Genomic DNA, 16,707 nt, shown 5'->3' with positions numbered 1-16,707 from the left:
TCCTCCATGGCGGGGTTCAGTCTCCGTTCCACGATTAACCGATTACACTAAGTCCTAACGACCGTCTTAACTTTTAAAGTGAGCTAACATATGAAATTTTCCTGGAGAACTGCCCTACTTTGGTCCCTACCCCTGTTGGTAGTCGGCTTTTTCTTCTGGCAGGGGAGCTTTGGAGGGGCGGATGCCAACCTCGGTTCCAACACTGCCAACACCCGCATGACCTATGGTCGCTTCCTCGAATATGTGGATGCTGGCCGCATCACCAGTGTGGATTTATATGAAAATGGCCGCACGGCGATCGTGCAAGTTAGTGATCCAGAAATAGACCGGACCCTCCGTTCCCGGGTTGACCTCCCCACCAATGCCCCGGAATTGATTGCTCGTTTGCGGGATGCCGACATTCGCCTTGATTCCCACCCTGTCCGCAACAATGGCATGGTTTGGGGCTTTGTAGGCAACTTAATTTTCCCTGTCCTTTTAATTGCTTCCCTCTTTTTTCTCTTCCGCCGTTCCAGCAATATGCCCGGTGGCCCCGGCCAAGCCATGAACTTTGGCAAATCCAAAGCCCGCTTTCAAATGGATGCCAAAACCGGTGTCATGTTTGATGATGTGGCCGGCATTGACGAAGCCAAAGAGGAACTGCAAGAGGTGGTAACTTTCCTCAAACAGCCCGAACGATTTACCGCTGTGGGAGCCAAAATTCCCAAGGGTGTGCTTCTGGTGGGCCCTCCTGGTACAGGGAAAACCCTCCTCGCCAAGGCGATCGCCGGGGAAGCCGGAGTTCCATTCTTTAGTATTTCTGGTTCTGAATTTGTAGAAATGTTTGTGGGGGTTGGTGCTTCCCGGGTGCGGGATCTGTTCAAAAAAGCCAAAGAGAATGCCCCCTGTTTGATCTTTATCGATGAGATTGACGCCGTTGGTCGACAACGGGGCGCTGGCATCGGCGGTGGTAACGATGAGCGGGAACAAACCCTCAACCAATTACTGACGGAAATGGATGGTTTTGAAGGCAATACGGGGATTATTATTATTGCCGCCACTAACCGCCCCGATGTGCTGGATTCTGCCTTGATGCGTCCCGGTCGTTTTGATCGTCAAGTGATGGTGGATGCTCCCGATTACTCTGGTCGTAAGGAAATTTTAGAAGTCCATGCCCGCAACAAAAAACTAGCACCGGAAGTTTCCATCGACTCCATTGCCCGTCGTACCCCTGGTTTCAGTGGGGCTGATTTGGCCAACTTGTTGAATGAAGCCGCCATCCTCACCGCCCGCCGTCGTAAATCCGCCATTACCCTATTGGAAATTGACGATGCCGTGGACCGGGTTGTGGCTGGTATGGAAGGCACCCCCTTAGTGGACAGCAAAAGTAAACGGTTAATTGCCTATCACGAAGTCGGCCATGCCATTGTCGGCACGCTGTTAAAAGATCATGATCCGGTGCAAAAAGTCACCCTCATTCCCCGGGGCCAAGCCCAAGGTTTGACCTGGTTTACCCCTAATGAGGAACAGGGCCTGACCACCAAAGCCCAACTGATGGCCCGCATTGCTGGTGCCATGGGCGGTCGAGCCGCCGAAGAAGAGGTCTTTGGCGATGACGAAGTAACCACTGGGGCCGGTGGTGATCTACAACAGGTAACGGAAATGGCCCGCCAGATGGTAACTCGTTTTGGCATGAGCAACCTTGGCCCCATCTCCCTAGAGAGCTCAGGCGGGGAAGTATTTCTCGGCGGTGGCTTGATGAACCGTTCTGAATACTCCGAAGAAGTAGCCACCCGCATTGACGTCCAGGTGCGGCAGTTGGCCGAACAGGGTCACCAAATGGCTCGCAAAATCGTCCAAGAACAACGGGAAGCAGTCGATCGCCTGGTGGATCTTTTAATTGAGAAAGAAACCATTGACGGGGAAGAATTTCGGCAAATTGTGGCGGAATACGCCGAGGTTCCCGTTAAGGAACAATTAATTCCCCAACTTTAAAATTTCTCTTCTCTAACAAATTAGTTTGATCAGTAAGGCCCTGTTCCGAAGAATCAGGGCCTTTTTTTAGCTTTTTTTAAATGTTCTATTCGTTCTATTCTTCTCCCTCTGTACCCAAAACATCCTTCAACGCAGTGCGGGCGGCGAGGTGGTTGCGGGTGGACATGAGAATTTCCGCTTCCCGTTGCAAGCGCTCGGCGGTGTCCTGCAATTCCAGTAAGCTCTGTTGCTCACTGGCTACGCCATAAAGATTGCCTGCCACCCAATAGGACAATTCCACAGGCAATACAGGTAAGTCATCGGGCAATTCCAAATTCTGATCGGTCAACTTGGCCGACAAATTAACCACATCATGCAACAGGCGATCGACCTCTTTGGCCAAGCCATGGAGATCCTGCCCCGTGTATTTATCATCAATCCATTCCACTAAACCGACTCGGTAGGGCTTTTCTCGCACATATTCCAGCACCCGAAAACGCTGTTGTCCCAGGGTTAAAACCTTCATCCGGTCATCGGGTAATCTTTGGTAGCGCAAAACCTCTGCACAGCAACCCACATCGGAAATTTCCCCGGTGCTGGGATCGATCATCAACACCCCAAAACGGCGATCGTCTTCCAAAATGGTGTTCATCATCATCCGATAGCGGTACTCGAAAATGTGCAGGGGCAGGGGACGCCCAGGGAAAAGCACAACTTCAGGCAGTGGAAAAATAGGAAGTTCCCTAATTGCAACGGAGGATGCCATCTTAATATTTCTTAATGTTAAGCAACGTACTTCAAATGATAAAGGATTGGGGACTATTTACCCAGTAAGCGCACGCAACCGATGCCCCCAAAGTAAAGCCCCAGCACAGCCCCAGCTAAAAGAGATTGGGTGAGGGGATCTGTGGAAGGGGTAAGGATTGCCCCCAGCACCATCGCCCCCAAAATCACAAAGCGCCAACCCTTCAGCATTTGATCGGAGGAGACAATGCCCAAAAAGCCCAGAACCACTTGAATAATCGGAATTTGAAAAGCTAGCCCCGTGCTAAACATCAACAGAAGCACAAACTCAAAATATTTATCAATGGACCATAGTTGCTCCACCACATCTGCCCCGTAGCTGACAAAAAATTTGAGCGCAGCAGGGATGAGGGCATAGTAGGCAAAGCCCAACCCTGCAAAAAAAAGCACGCTGGACCCCAGCACCACCGGCCCCAGTAATCGACGTTCCCGACGGGTTAAACCAGGTAAAACGAATTGAATAATTTGGTAGAGGATAAAGGGGCTCATCACTAGGATGCCGCTGTAGCCCGCTACTTTAACGGAAACGAAAAAAAATTCCCCAGGGGAAAGCTGCAAAAATTTCACTGTGCCCGCCGGCACCTGGAGCCATTGCACCAAGGGTTTGACAAAGATAAAGCAGGCCACCACCCCGGCCACGACTGCCCCCAAGGACAGAAAAATACGAGTTCTAAGTTCATCAAGGTGATCGAACAAAGACATTTCCACGTCATTAGGCACTTCGTCCAAGTAATCGGGGGAAGTTTCCGAGGAAGTGATGTTATCAAGCTGGGTCGGCATGGTTTCAGGGCGGGGAAAACAAGTTGCCCCTATTCTGACATTCTCCAGGCACTGATTGCGAAGATATCGATGTTGGCCGGGCGATCGCCAATGTCGGGGTCATGCTGAGTTTGACTAATACGGCCCTATTCACCAATCAGAAATAATTTCTCAAAAACAGAAATCTAGGTGCGATAGAAAAAGCTAAACACACTGTCATTAAAGTCATAGTCGCTGACCCCAGCAATACTGGGCAGATCTTCAAAGCCAAAAGTGTTATTTTCTAAGCGACGCAGATGTTCAGATTTATCGGGATTAGCAGCACCAAAACCAAAATAAGCCACTGTCTTAGTTTTAAAATCTTCCAAATTCGCCCCTGCATTGTCGGGATTAAGGGCCAAAAAAGCGGCGATCGCCTGATCAAAATTACCTGACTTTGTCAATAAATCTCCCCCATTGGCGATTAAAAAAGGAGCATAAAGACGTCCTCCAGCCAAAACAACTTCTCCAAACTGGTTTGCGGTGGTATTTTTGCTGGTATCACCATTGGCGCCAGCTTCCAAAAAAAAATTATTGACATATTGACTAAGCGCAGTCTGGACATAGCCTCTATCCCCTGGATTTAGCAAATCATCTACCTGGCCATTATTGTTGACATCATAGACATCGAGAATTGCTCCGCTCGTATCTTCCACCCCATAAAATCCCACCAGATTATGAAATAGGGCATCGGTTTGGGACAGAGCACCATCGTCAGTTTCGCCTTTAATTTCTCCAGAAACAGAGCTAATATCGTAGGTCAAACTTCCTAAATTGTCCGTGTTAGGTTGAAGGTTAAAAGCATCAGTTACATTAGGATCAAGATAAAAGCTATTCAAGTCCTGATTCAAGACCCAATATCGCTTTGAAGGAATAAAAATTTGAGTATCTTGAGAAAAAATAGACTCTGTTCCTTGTAATTGGGAGTCACTAAACTGAAAATTTATATTTAATCCATTGGGCATCCATAGGCGATTATAAATGCTAGTTGCTATGTCCATAGAAATACTGTAGTAATCGGACAAACTTTGAATAGTTGATTGTGAATTTGCTTCTAAGTTTTGCAACATAGCCTGATAACTGGTCATAAAATCCTTGAGCAAGGCTCGTTTGTCAAGATCCTGCCAAAGATATTTATTGGTATTAGCTACAACCCCTTGATAGTCCCCCAGAAAAAGCTGAAAACCTGGGTCTGCTTGGGCTCCTTCAAAATAGGAATAGGGGGGATTTAGGAGGGTAGCATCAATTTGATTATCAATTAATTTGTCATAGCGTAAATTCGTGGCACCTGCCTTGATGAAATCTAAACTTTGATACTCTTCTGGGCTAAGCTTTTGGCTTAAATAGGAACGCAAAGCCCGGGCATAACCAGTATTTGTATCAATCCCCACTCTATTTTTATTTGCTTCCAAATCAATCTCGCCGCAAAGGTCTAAAATGCCCCCATGAATGGGAAAAAGAGCCAGAATGGCAGGGTATTTATCCTCTAACGACAAGGACAAAGTATCGTCATAGGACATTAAAACCATGTCAGCATTATTGTCAAACAGATCTTGATGAGCCTCATCAGCATTTTGGACATATTTAATTTCTAAATTAATGTCTAATTGTGGCTGTAAAGTGCTCAACAAAAAAGCTGAAATATCTTTAAAGGCTGAGATTTTGAGGGTTGGAGTCATTGCTTTAATCAACAAAGAGAATAATTTTGGGAAAATTTAATGTTCTCAGCCAATAAGCTGTAATGGCTTTTTGCTTGGCTGAGTTACTTTGCCCTGCAAAGGGTAAAATTTAAGCTATTGGAGTTTTCAGAATAGACCACCCATAAATTCGAGAATACGGAATGTCTATACTACAATTGACAAAAGCTAAAAAAATATTTGAGATCTGAAAAGCTTACACAGAGCGAATTAATGGCAAAAAAGAGTGCTCCAAGCTCAAATGCCATCCAAAAATGAGAGCGCCATGAAAAAGAGCTTCTCTTTTACGATACTCTAAATATCTGGCTAGTTCACCACAAAGAGGAAAAATTTTTCCCTTAAGTGCGGAGTGAAAATATAAAAGAAGCAAAGCCACTCTATTGCATGGTACTCAATTTAGCTTTCAATAGATAATTGCCAGTTTGAAATCACAGAAATAATTATCTGAATTTCTATTTTAGCAATGATTACAATTTGAAATTACAAAAAAATATTGTTGTTTTTGTCCTTTTAAATTAGTTGAAAATTAAGGAATAAAATAAAGAGTAAATTCGTTTTTTCTGTTAAGATTTTAAAATAGATTATTTCAGTTCATTGTACTTATTGTTTTCATCATTTCAGCTACCTAGGGTTATTATGAACATTTCCAAAATTACTGTCTTTGGTTTAGGAGTTATGGGCAGTCCTATGGCTCAAAACTTAGTCAAAAATGGTTATCAACCAGTGGGGTACAATCGCACGTTGAATCGCTCTTCTGCGCTAGAAGCAGCAAAAGCAGGGGTTAAGGTTGTACATAGCATTACGGAAGCGGCGGAAAATGCGGATATTATTCTCACCTGTGTTGGCGACGAAAAAGATGTTCAACAACTCATTTTAGGTTCGGGGGGCATTGCTGAATCTGCGAAACCTCAAGCTTTAATAATTGATTGTAGTACTATCGGCAAAACTACGGCTTGTGATCTTGCTACAACTTTAAAAGCAAAGGGTTTACGTTTTTTAGATGCACCGGTAACAGGGGGCGATATTGGTGCAATAAACGGTACGTTAACCATCATGGTGGGGGGAGAGCTTGCCGATTTTGAAGAAGCTTTGCCTGTGCTCACAGCTATAGGGAAAAAAGTAGTTCATTGTGGTCCTAGTGGCAGTGGTCAAGCGGTTAAGCTCTGTAATCAAATTCTTTGTGGTATCCATGCGATCGCCACTGCTGAGGCCATACAACTTTCCAAGCAATTAGGAATCGAACCAGAGTTAGTGATTGATGTTTGCGGAAGTGGAGCGGCGGGTTCCTGGGCTTTAACCAATTTGGGACCGAAAATGTCAGAAGCTGATTTTGAGCCAGGCTTTATGGTGAAACATCTTCTTAAGGATCTACGCCTTGTCCGAGAAACTGCTGAAAATGGTCAATTACCAGGGGTTAAGTTGGCAGAAAATTTGTTTAAATCTGTTCAATTGTTGGGAGGAGAAGACCAGGGTTCCCAAGCGATTATTCGGGCCTATGATGAAACCTAGATTAATTTTGGCAAAGCATAAGATGAGAAAGTCAGACGCTTAATTAAATAATTCAATTTTGAGTTAATCGAAACCATATTTGGCGGAATAATGGCTATTTAAAACTAATTTTTACTACCTCGTCATGTCAAATTAAAAGCGCCGCTCTGTGCAACAACTATTGATGGTAAAAACCCTATACGATCTTGATCTCAATCAAGGAATTGAATATTTACAATCTCAAGATACCAGACTCGGGACTTTAATTGCTGGGCTAGAAGTTTGTTCATTGACCCATCATCCACCTCGAACCACATTCTTGGAGGCGATCGCCTGGGGGATTATTGGTCAGCAAATCAATACGAATACAGCTCAAATGTTATTCCAAAAATTTTTAGATTATGCCGAACCTAAGGGATGGACAGCAAAAACCTTAGCCAATGTTGAGCCTGAATCTTTAAGAGCACTGGGCATCTCTCGCTATAAAGCCCGCTACTTAAAAACCTGGGCGATCGCCTTGCAAAATGATTTTCCCCCTTTATCTGAATTGGAAACCTGGGATGATCTGAGCATTATTGAACGCTTAACTGCCATTAAAGGAATTGGCCCTTGGACAGCGCAGCTTTTTCTCTTGTTTCGTCTACGTCGCCAGGATATTTTACCGAGTCAAGATTTGGGAATCCGCATTGCAATTCAAAAATTATATCAATTGCCCGATTGCCCTAGTCCTAAACAAGTGTTTGAATACGGCAAAAATTGGCAGCCCTATCGCAGTCTGGCTAGTTGGTATTTGTGGCGGAGTTTGTCGGCAACAGTTAGCCAGATCCATTTGTAAATGTTAATGGCACATAGGTAACTGACTTTTGCTTCAAATCTTGGACGATAACAACTACAGTAGTTCGACGGCAAAACTACCAAATAAAATCCAGTAAAGATTGACGAGAACCACAAGTTTTTCAAAAATGTTGAGTATCGACATCTTAATATCTATACTGATAAAAAAGTTTTGTTTTCTTTTTAAAAATAAACAGTGGGAAATTAAGGGCAAAGTTGTCCCGGCTCTGCCCAAAAACGCCCCCGGCAATGGCTTCTTTCCCCTACCCAATCCACCTGCCATCGATCGCCAATGGGGACAAAATCCACCCGGGTTTGGTGACCACTGACGGAATCATCGCAACTCCCCATTTGAGTGAGCAAAACAGCAACGGATTCTTGGCTAACAGAGGTAATGGTAGCGCTTTTTGATCGAAAGCAACCAAAATCCCCTTCTTCCAATTGTTGGGGCAACAGGGGCTGACTATAAAATTGTTGAATGAGCTGGTTTGGGCTAGTCAGGGTATTGAGATTCGACCACTGCCAAAATGACTGCCGGGACACTTCGGTAAAAGGGACAACGGCAAACACCTGGCGATCGGGCAGACTGATTTGTCCATCCCCTTGATTGCTAGAGTTTTGGCCAGCTTGGGTAACCATAGGTACAGCCAGGGAAACCATACTGGCCAGGCCAAGGGAAAGCAATGGTTGGAAAAGGGTCAAAAATTTCATATCCATGGCAATGATTAGACAATTTCACTGAATTTGCCGGAAAATTCATCAGCAAAGCCAGCAGTGTACCATTAATCTTACCAGAAAAATAGGGTCGTTAGCCCCCCAGCATTTGTAACTGGTACAGACTGGCGTAAAGTCCCTTCAGGGCCAGCAATTGGTCATGGTTGCCAGTTTCGACGATTTCCCCGTGTTTCAGCACAAAAATGCGATCCACATTGCGGATAGTGGATAAACGGTGGGCAATGATGATGGAGGTGCGATCCTGGAGCAAATGTAGCAAGGCCTCTTGAATGGCCGCCTCGGTGCGGACGTCTAAACTGGCGGTGGCTTCGTCCATCACCAGCACGTAGGGCTCCCGGATGGCCACTCGAGCAAAGGCCAGCAATTGTTTTTGACCACCGGATAGGTTACTGCCCCTTTCCCGCAGTTGGGTGTGGTAACCCTGGGGCAATTCTTCAATCAGGCGATCGACACTGGTTAACTGGGCCGCCCGTTGCACTTCCGCCAAACTGTATTCTTCTCCCAGGGTGATATTGCGTTTCACGTCCCCGGCAAACAGGAAACTGTCTTGGAGAATGACGCCAATGAAACGGCGTAGTTGTTGTTGGGACAGTTCGCGAATGTCAATGCCATCCACCAAAATTCGACCCTGGGAAGGATCATGGAGGCGACAAAGGAGGCGAATAATAGAACTCTTGCCTGCCCCCGTGGGCCCCACTAGGGCGACTTTTTCCCCGGGTTTGATGATGAAATTCAAATTTTTGAGCACATATTCGTCCGGTTTATAGCCAAACCACACATTTTCAAAGCAAATTTCCCCGTGGCTGCCCCGCAGAGCGCTGTTAATTTCAATCGGGGTAATTACCGCCTGGTCTTTGATTTCCACCGGTTCTTCCATTAATTCCCCAATGCGCTCGATCGCCGTAAAGCCGGATTGGAACATGGTGAATTTATCCGCAAACTGCCGCAGGGGATTGAATAGCCGTTGTCCGTAGAGAATAAACGCCGCCAGCACTCCAAATTCCATGTTATTGCGTAAAATCAGCCAGCCCCCCAGACCCAGCACCCCGGCGATCGCCACCAAACTGATCCATTCCAACGTAGCCGAAACAGCGGAATCGTGAAAGATGGTCTTATCCACTGCCCGACGATATTTTTCATTCACCCGACGAAAAGATCGACTGTTCAACTCCTCCCGACGGAATAATTGCACCACATTAATACCAGCTACATTTTCTTGTAACTGGGAATTAAGGCGAGACAATTCCTCCCTAGCTTGGTAGTTAGCTTTGCGATATTGTTGCTGGAAATAAATAATTAATACGGTCACTGGCACCAACATTCCCACCAATAGCAGGGCCAACTGCCATTGCACCAAAAAAATAGTCACGATAATGGCCAGAATGGAAACGATGTCACTAACCACACCGATCGCCCCGCTGGCAAACACTTCGCCCAGCGCCTCCACGTCACTGGTGATGCGGGTAACTAAACGACCGACAGGAGTACGATGGAAAAAATTTACCGATAAAGACGTAACATGCTCAAACAAATCCTGGCGTACATCGGCGGTGATCTCCTGCCCCATTTTTTGCACAATGAAGCCCTGTAGCCCCAAAAAAAGCAATCTAATGACAATGGTGACTGCCAGGATAATCACTAGGGTGTGCAAAGCCCGATCTAACGGCATAGCATCCAAAAAGCCCCAGGCCCGCTCCTCCCGCAACAGGGAAACTGCTTGCCCAATAATGAGGGGTTGCACCGCCCCAGAAAAAGCCACGGGGATAAGCAAAATCAATGCCGCCGCCAGTTCCCGGGGATACCGTTTGACATAGGGCAGCAGACGCAATAACAAGCGCCAATCATTATCAGACGGGGGAGCAGCAGGGGAAGGGATCATGGAAGAATAAATAATCGACAGGAAAACTGACTGACGCGTCCAAGTGGAGAGATTTCGTTGCGAGAAACCTCGATTTACCCTTGGTCAAAAAAGTTACACAGGCCCTAAAAACAAGCGACTATGGCTTAAGTATCCATGACTCAGGCAATGGTTGAGCAAGGCAAAAGGCCATTGTACCTTCACAAATCTAACCCATCTTTCCCCCTAGGGTTGGAGGCGATCGCCCAACGTTGGCGATGTGCGGGCAGCGGCGAGAGGCTTGCAAGTAGTGGAAAAAACGTGACTCCGACGCTCCGTCACCATCGCATTGTTATCCCTCGATTTCATTGTGTCGCAGTTAATGCCAACAATTCACGGTCGTCGGTTTGTTCAAGCCCAAGGATTGCCCCGTAAGGCTCACCGGATAATCCAAGAGCTTTGGCGAACGCAAGTTCAGTTTTCAAGCCAGAACGTTTCAATTCCGTCACGGTTGATTTTAGGTTAGGAGACAAAGCGAGCAACCGCTGTTCAATCCGAAAATGCCGTACGCCCCACTGTTTGTTTGTCGGAATTGGTTGGCAGAAAATCTCAACGTCCCATTCAAACGCATTGAACTGAACAATGATGGATTCATGGTTTTGAAAAATTCCGTGTCGAATTTGAAAACCATCTTGAGATTCAAACTGGCGCGTTGTGAATCCTACGAATTGGTCAAGATCGTCACAATAACAAGCAATGTCGATATCGCTGTTGGACACATCAATTCCAAGCGGCGGCGTTCCGATCACGATTGGTTCGAATGAAGACAGGTTGGCCAGCAGGTCGAGATTCTCAATTGTTTTTTCGTAAGGGATTCGCATTGGGAATCAAAGCCAAGTGGAATAAGAGTGCGACGCAAAGACTTGAACGGTAGACGAAGTTTGATCGTCCGCTCCAAGCGCATTGTTAGCTGGCTGCCCCATACGCTACCTGAAACTCTTCAAATGATCAATCGCCGCCACCACTAGATGGACAGTAACATGAGCAATGATCGCGGCCTCAAGTCCCTTCTGCCAGTATAGATAACCCGCAATCAAACCAAAAAACGCATTCCCCACAATGATATACGTAACCAACGAAGTTGTTGCTTGAGAACTGAGTGTGAATGCTAACGGTAAATGCCCTAATCCAAATGCGATCGCTGAAACACCAATGGCAAGAACAACATAGACAGTATGAGGATTTCCTTGCCCTTTTTGCAACACCCGCCATGCTGCCCATACAAGCAGCGACATCAATCCCCACCGCATTAAGATTTCCTCGGTAATTCCTCCGTAGAGAATACGAGTGAGTAAAGGTGTGTTATTAGATAGTGCTTTTGCTTGGGCAACAAAATCATTGGGGAGTGAGGAGCGCCAAAGGAAAGATAACGTTGAAATCGCGACACCGCCGAATACTCCGCCCACCAAACCAGGAACCGCCTGAGGCTGAATCGCTAAAATTGGCTGCTGAGCGCTACTTGCGAGTGCTTCAAAAAAAGGTGCTGATAATCCAACTTTATATGCCAAATTGACTCCTATTAAGACTGCGATCAATAATAGGAAAGTGGGCAAAATTAGGTTAATAAGCTTGACGACGATGATAGGTAGAGGAAGTTCTTCGGCAGGGATTGGCAGTGCAATCCAGATGGTAGAAATCACTCCTATCATGCCAATTAACCACAAAATAATGAATAGAATTGTCTTGGAAATCATGCTTGGCAAAACTTACGAAATAGACAGCAATGATCTTCTCACAGATAACCTTAAAATTATTGTCGTTATCTATCAAACTAAGGAGAGTGATCTAAATTTTGTGTAAAGAGGAAAATTAAAGAGAAAAGGGTTCAGGAAAAAGAATAGCAAAATAGAAAGCAGCAGCTCGCCAATCTCGGATAGGGCGTTGCCATTTTTTAGTGAAGTTCCTCATGGCTAAATATAATAGCGTAAAGACAGAATCTTCGTCGGGAAAAACGGCTTTGGTTTTAATTACTTGACGTAAAGAACGGTTCATGGACTCAATAGCATTGGTGGTATAGATTACCCGTCGAATTTCCATGGAATAGTCAAAAATGGGAATGACATGCTCCCAATGACGTAGCCAGATTTGAGCGATAGCGGGGTAAAGGTTATCCCATTTCTGGGAAAAAGCATCCAGAGCCGCTTCTGCCTCTTCCAAGGTTAGGGACTGGTAAATAAGTTTCAAATCTGTCGCCACTGCCTTGTGGTCTTTCCAGGGGACAGAGTTAAGGCAATTACGTATCAAATGGACAATACATAGTTGGACTTGGGTTTGGGGATAAACTGCCTCAATCGCTTCAGGGAAGCCCCTTAAGCCATCGCAACAGGCAATTAGAATATCCTTTAGCCCCCTATTCTTGAGCTCTGTCAGGATTCGTAACCAAAATTTGACTCCCTCGGCCTCCACTTCCCCAATACATAGTCCTAGTAGCTGCTTGTCTCCCTCCCGGTCAATACCCAACGCTGCATACACTGCCCGTTTGCTCACTCGACCTGAGACTTTAATGTTTACATACAATGCATCTAGGTAAACAATGGCATACAACTCCTCTACGGCGGATTCCATGACGAAGTGGCACAATGGGTGACAAACATAAGTAAAAATTCACCGAAAAGTAAAATGCCTGCTCTATCAGTGGACATCAGAGAGAATAGTCAAGACCTATGAAGGCGATCAAACCTCGATTAGAAAAGTAGCAAAGCAGTTTCAAGTGAGCAAAACAACGGTACAGGATTTGCTTAAACTAAAACGAGAAATGGGACAAGTTTGCCCAAAAGCTCCAAGTGAAGGGAAACCTAGTCAGCTGATGGGGAAAGAAGAGCAGGCTATAGCAATGGTGGCAGAATATCCCGATTATACTCTTTCAGAATACTGTGAGCTATGGCTAGAAAAAACTGGTATTAAAATCAGCGAACCTACCATGTGTCGCTTCTTACAAACCCTGAGATTAACACGAAAAAAAAACAAAAAGGAATCGCAAAGCTAGCCCAGAAGAAGTTCAACAAGAAAGAAAGGAATATTGGCATTTAATTGTGAAAGAGAAACCTGAAAATTTAGTATTTCTTGACTAAATGGGCATCTTACTGGGAATTATGCGAGATATGCCGAGAAGTCTTATGGGAACTAGAGCCTATGACTTTGATTCTGTCTACAGGGGCGCCCGCCTCAACTATCCCTCTTTCATCAATCTAGGCAGAAGAAGAATAGAATGTATTCCATGAATTTAGCAAATACTTTAATCGATCTAGCTTATCAACCTTGTTGTAAGGTTTAGTTAACTCATCCAAAACATGGGCAAATGGAAATACTTTTAACCACTTTTTGATAAGATTTATTGCATTAAATACAGAGATCACTAATCGTAGGTTGTTTAGCCATTTTTTCCACCCTTCTTCTTTATCCCATTTTTCATGCTTTTGATGATACTTTGACGTTGAATTTAGAGTCGGATTAAAATTCTCATCATAAAAACAAATCATACAATATGCACACATCACTAATTCCCACCATTTTTGAATTTGCTCATAATGAGTTACCCTAAAATCTGCCCATCCTAATTCACTTTTGCATTGCTTAAATCCATATTCTATCCATGACCTTACCCCATATATTCTGACAACTTCTTTATATTTAATATCTGGTATTCGAGTCATTACAAACCATCCTGCTTTTTCCTCCTCTTTTTCTGTTTCTGTTTTAATTTCCCAATATCTTATTGCGTTTTTTTTGCCATAAACTATTTCTCTGATATACCTATCTTCCTGTTTTCCATCCCATCTTATATGTTCAAACCTCCTCCACTTATTTGCCCTTACTTTAGCTTCCTTTGGAAGCCAGACCCCATGATTGCTCCGGATTCCCACTGCATATTCTATTTTTAATTCCTCTACGGCACTGATAAAATTGCTATGGCTTTCTCCATATAAGCTATCTGACACTACTCTTTTTATTTTAAAACCACTTTCTTCTAGTTCTTTTATTATCTCTACTGCTAATTCCGGCTTTGTTTTATACTTATCTCCCTCTTTTAATCTTTCTTTTGGTTTAAATACTTTTGATTCTAGAGGAAACGTTACTCCATTGCAGTAACCATAGGCATTTACTGACACTATACCGCTTTCTATTTTTCCTAAATTTCCAATATATTGTCTTTTTACATAATCTGTTGTTTTCCCTTTTTTGGGGTCTCCTGTTTCATCTATTATTACTATTATTTCTCTTCCTTCTAAAACTTCTAAGATAATATTTAATCTTCTTTTTTCTAATTCTTTTAATTCCCAAGGAGAATCTGTCATGAAATGCAGTAATCCCTGTTCATTTTTCAATCCTAGTGATGATGCTATTGCAGGTAAACTCTTTCTTTTTATATCACTTAATATTCCCACAATGATATATTTAAATGACTCATAAGACCTCACTTCTGGAAATATATCTTTATACAGTTCACTATATGTGTCTACACACTGTACTGTCTTTTTCGCCTCTCTTGTCTTTGTCATTCTCCCTCCGCGCTTTTCAGCCTTTTATCTCCATTTTAATTCCCTCAGTCTGACGGAAGAGGGCTATGCAGGAGCAATGAGTTTGTCGGGGATTTTATGCTTAAAATTATTACCTAAATCTATGAATGGAGAACTGTTCATAGATTTTGTCAAAGAAGAATTAATCCCACAACTCTGGGAAGGTACTGTCGTTGTTATGGACAATCTCAATGATCATAAAGTTCAAGGAGTCAAAGAAATGATCGAAGCGTCAGGAGCCAAGGTGATTTATTTACCACGCTACTCCCCAGATTCTAATCCCATTGAACATTTTTGGTGGAAACTCAAGGCTTTTATTCGGAGATTTAGACCTCAAGACAAAGAATCTGTTGAAAACTTAACAGCAATCGGCATTATTTTAAATTCTGCCACAATTAGACGGAACTATTTTACTCATTGTTGCTACTATTACACTTAGACGCGAAATCCGCCGTAAGGCAGATAAATATTCTTTTTTACCGTTTCCATTTTATTCAGATTAATGCGTTTTTGAGCCTGTTATCAGAAGTTGCAAAAGCTAATCAAAAAATCAATCAAAGTCAACAAAATAAAATTTTGTTGATTGCTATTTTTCTTGGGTTTCCAAAAGAAGAGTTGCCTAATTTAATTACGTTACTGGATATTAATGTTGAAACAAGAAACTTTTTTGAAATTTTAGGTGTTAATGAAAATGCCAGCCAAGAAGAGATCAAAAAAAACATACAGAAGTAAAATTGTTTCTTATTACTCTGATACTGTACGTAATATGCCCGGCGAATTTCAAGAACTAGCGCATCTAAAAACTCAAGAAATTAACGAAGCATATCATTTTTTGATAAACCGGAAATAATAAATCTCAGCCAATTTTCTTTTTTTATATCTACCTGACAGATTGATTTAATGATTAACAAATAAAATTTTTTTTGATGGCATGAATCCGATGCAAGAAGACTTATTGCCCTTTCTGGCAGGCGTTGGCCTGTTGGTGCTTTACCTAATTTGGTCAGCTAAAACGGAAATGGGTACCCGTTGGCCCTGGCGGAAATAAATTATCAAAATGGGCAAAATTGGTTGAGATAATCAGAAACTAGAGCTATGCGATTAGGTTGGGTTTGAATAGTGAAAGCTTCTCGCTCCAAGTCCCGGCGGTGATTTTCACCATAGCGTAGCCAAAATGGTCGGGCATAGACCAATGGTTCGGCCGTTACCCCTAAAGGAGCCAGTTGCCCTTGGCCTTTACATACCTGGGCGGCGTGTACCGCTTCATGAACAATAACCGGCACAGCGATCCCCAACTCAAAGGTGAGGGGATGAATCCAGATGGTACGACTTTGGGCATTGAGCAGTCCGTAAGCCCCCCGTTGGGGAGGAGGGGATAGTAACACCCTAAATTTTTTTGCCTCTAATTGTTGCTTTAAATTCGTAAAGTCCGGGTCCACAGGGGAGGTTTGAGCGTTGACGCTATTAACAGAAGCGAACGGTAGCCAAAAACTGCAGGCTAAAATCAATCGGGTCCATCGGCTTTGCATAAGCAAAATAGTATAAATATTCACAACAAGAGGTGCTGGGGTCAAAGTCACAGCCAAATTTTTGATTTAGGCGGACTAGCATAAAATCTTATGGAAAAAATAGGTTTAAAACCCCGTCCTGTAGGAGGGCTTTGCGTTAATCTCTGGATGCCCACGCACCCAAGTGTGCCACGAGAGGCAAGATTGGTGGTTCTCGCCGACTAGAATGCATGACCAAAAGGAAATACCTGAACACAGGGGCGTCATAGTCTAGGACAGAGACAGCACAAGACTAGACAAACCCAGTGAAGCAGGAATCCCACGCCTTTAAGCGAGGGAGCTGTCAATAAAAACACTCCCGGAGCCCTTTAGCCAAGATTAATCGCCAAAACAACGTCGGGCTAGATACAATAAACCCCATACCTCAAAAGTTTTGAGCCTTGCCTCCAAAGGTAGGCTGGGAGACCGCAATTTCC

At 44.0% G+C, this 16,707-nt stretch carries 15 protein-coding genes and 1 pseudogene; 6 read left to right on the top strand and 10 right to left on the bottom strand.

All coding sequences use genetic code 11. The annotated features are described in order from the left end of the window. Nucleotides 1–90 precede the first annotated feature (90 nt). Nucleotides 91–1,974 (top strand): ATP-dependent zinc metalloprotease FtsH2, encoded by a 1,884-nt coding sequence (gene ftsH2, locus IQE94_RS08890; RefSeq protein WP_223341767.1) that lies wholly within the window; start codon nucleotides 91–93, stop codon nucleotides 1,972–1,974. 94 nt (nucleotides 1,975–2,068) lie between these two features. On the opposite strand, the gene IQE94_RS08885 is transcribed toward ftsH2, so the two are convergent. The 3 genes from IQE94_RS08885 to IQE94_RS08875 all read right to left on the bottom strand — a co-directional run bounded on the left by IQE94_RS08885 (nucleotide 2,069) and on the right by IQE94_RS08875 (nucleotide 5,234). Continuing rightward, nucleotides 2,069–2,719, bottom strand: a complete 651-nt coding sequence (locus IQE94_RS08885) for an LON peptidase substrate-binding domain-containing protein (RefSeq protein WP_190598263.1) — start codon at nucleotides 2,717–2,719, stop codon at nucleotides 2,069–2,071. A gap of 53 nt (nucleotides 2,720–2,772) precedes the next feature. Then, nucleotides 2,773–3,537, bottom strand: a complete 765-nt coding sequence (gene tatC, locus IQE94_RS08880) for a twin-arginine translocase subunit TatC (protein WP_212717615.1) — start codon at nucleotides 3,535–3,537, stop codon at nucleotides 2,773–2,775. A 164-nt stretch (nucleotides 3,538–3,701) separates the two neighbouring features. Further along, entirely contained in the window at nucleotides 3,702–5,234 is a 1,533-nt protein-coding gene (locus IQE94_RS08875) for a DUF4114 domain-containing protein (protein WP_223341766.1), read from the bottom strand. A gap of 654 nt (nucleotides 5,235–5,888) precedes the next feature. Between IQE94_RS08875 and IQE94_RS08870 the strand changes: the two genes are divergently transcribed. Together IQE94_RS08870 and IQE94_RS08865 are read left to right on the top strand one after the other, a co-directional pair. Continuing rightward, entirely contained in the window at nucleotides 5,889–6,761 is an 873-nt protein-coding gene (locus IQE94_RS08870; protein ID WP_212717626.1) for an NAD(P)-dependent oxidoreductase, read from the top strand. A 148-nt stretch (nucleotides 6,762–6,909) separates the two neighbouring features. Beyond that, on the top strand, nucleotides 6,910–7,575 hold the full coding sequence (locus tag IQE94_RS08865) for a DNA-3-methyladenine glycosylase (RefSeq protein ID WP_223341765.1): 666 nt from the start codon (nucleotides 6,910–6,912) through the stop codon (nucleotides 7,573–7,575). A 203-nt stretch (nucleotides 7,576–7,778) separates the two neighbouring features. Here IQE94_RS08865 and IQE94_RS08860 read toward each other — a convergent pair whose 3' ends face one another. The 5 genes and pseudogenes from IQE94_RS08860 to IQE94_RS08840 form a co-directional block, all read right to left on the bottom strand. Next, entirely contained in the window at nucleotides 7,779–8,291 is a 513-nt protein-coding gene (locus tag IQE94_RS08860) for a hypothetical protein (RefSeq protein ID WP_212717628.1), read from the bottom strand. Between the two features lie 91 nt (nucleotides 8,292–8,382). Further along, nucleotides 8,383–10,188 (bottom strand): ABC transporter ATP-binding protein, encoded by a 1,806-nt coding sequence (locus IQE94_RS08855; protein ID WP_212717630.1) that lies wholly within the window; start codon nucleotides 10,186–10,188, stop codon nucleotides 8,383–8,385. Between the two features lie 323 nt (nucleotides 10,189–10,511). Continuing rightward, nucleotides 10,512–11,027 carry a DUF4269 domain-containing protein gene (locus tag IQE94_RS08850; RefSeq protein WP_212717632.1) on the bottom strand — a complete coding sequence of 172 codons (516 nt, stop codon included), beginning with the start codon at nucleotides 11,025–11,027 and terminating at the stop codon, nucleotides 10,512–10,514. 105 nt (nucleotides 11,028–11,132) lie between these two features. After that, complete coding sequence (locus IQE94_RS08845) at nucleotides 11,133–11,900, bottom strand: CPBP family intramembrane glutamic endopeptidase (protein ID WP_223343179.1); 768 nt, start codon at nucleotides 11,898–11,900, stop codon at nucleotides 11,133–11,135. A gap of 115 nt (nucleotides 11,901–12,015) precedes the next feature. Further along, nucleotides 12,016–12,759 (bottom strand): annotated as a pseudogene (locus IQE94_RS08840) (IS256 family transposase); the annotation flags it as partial. Nucleotides 12,760–12,916: 157 nt separating this feature from the next. On the opposite strand from IQE94_RS08840, the gene IQE94_RS08835 reads away from it, so the two are divergent. Next, nucleotides 12,917–13,192, top strand: coding sequence for a transposase (locus tag IQE94_RS08835; RefSeq protein WP_212717636.1), 276 nt, complete (start codon nucleotides 12,917–12,919; stop codon nucleotides 13,190–13,192). Between the two features lie 202 nt (nucleotides 13,193–13,394). On the opposite strand, the gene IQE94_RS08830 is transcribed toward IQE94_RS08835, so the two are convergent. Then, nucleotides 13,395–14,705 (bottom strand): IS701 family transposase, encoded by a 1,311-nt coding sequence (locus tag IQE94_RS08830; protein ID WP_223343178.1) that lies wholly within the window; start codon nucleotides 14,703–14,705, stop codon nucleotides 13,395–13,397. Nucleotides 14,706–14,781: 76 nt separating this feature from the next. Here IQE94_RS08830 and IQE94_RS08825 point away from each other — a divergent pair, with 76 nt between their 5' ends. Both IQE94_RS08825 and IQE94_RS08820 read left to right on the top strand, forming a co-directional pair. After that, nucleotides 14,782–15,162, top strand: coding sequence for a transposase (locus IQE94_RS08825; protein WP_223343177.1), 381 nt, complete (start codon nucleotides 14,782–14,784; stop codon nucleotides 15,160–15,162). Nucleotides 15,163–15,233: 71 nt separating this feature from the next. Continuing rightward, nucleotides 15,234–15,455, top strand: coding sequence for a hypothetical protein (locus IQE94_RS08820; RefSeq protein WP_212717564.1), 222 nt, complete (start codon nucleotides 15,234–15,236; stop codon nucleotides 15,453–15,455). Nucleotides 15,456–15,775: 320 nt separating this feature from the next. On the opposite strand, the gene IQE94_RS08815 is transcribed toward IQE94_RS08820, so the two are convergent. Further along, nucleotides 15,776–16,252 carry a hypothetical protein gene (locus IQE94_RS08815; RefSeq protein WP_223343176.1) on the bottom strand — a complete coding sequence of 159 codons (477 nt, stop codon included), beginning with the start codon at nucleotides 16,250–16,252 and terminating at the stop codon, nucleotides 15,776–15,778. Between the last annotated feature and the right edge of the window lie 455 nt (nucleotides 16,253–16,707).

Source organism: Synechocystis sp. PCC 7339, from assembly GCF_019924095.1.
Lineage (GTDB): Bacteria > Cyanobacteriota > Cyanobacteriia > Cyanobacteriales > Microcystaceae > Synechocystis.
Note: the sequence above shows the minus strand (reverse complement) of the source record. Positions and strands in the feature narration are given on the sequence as shown.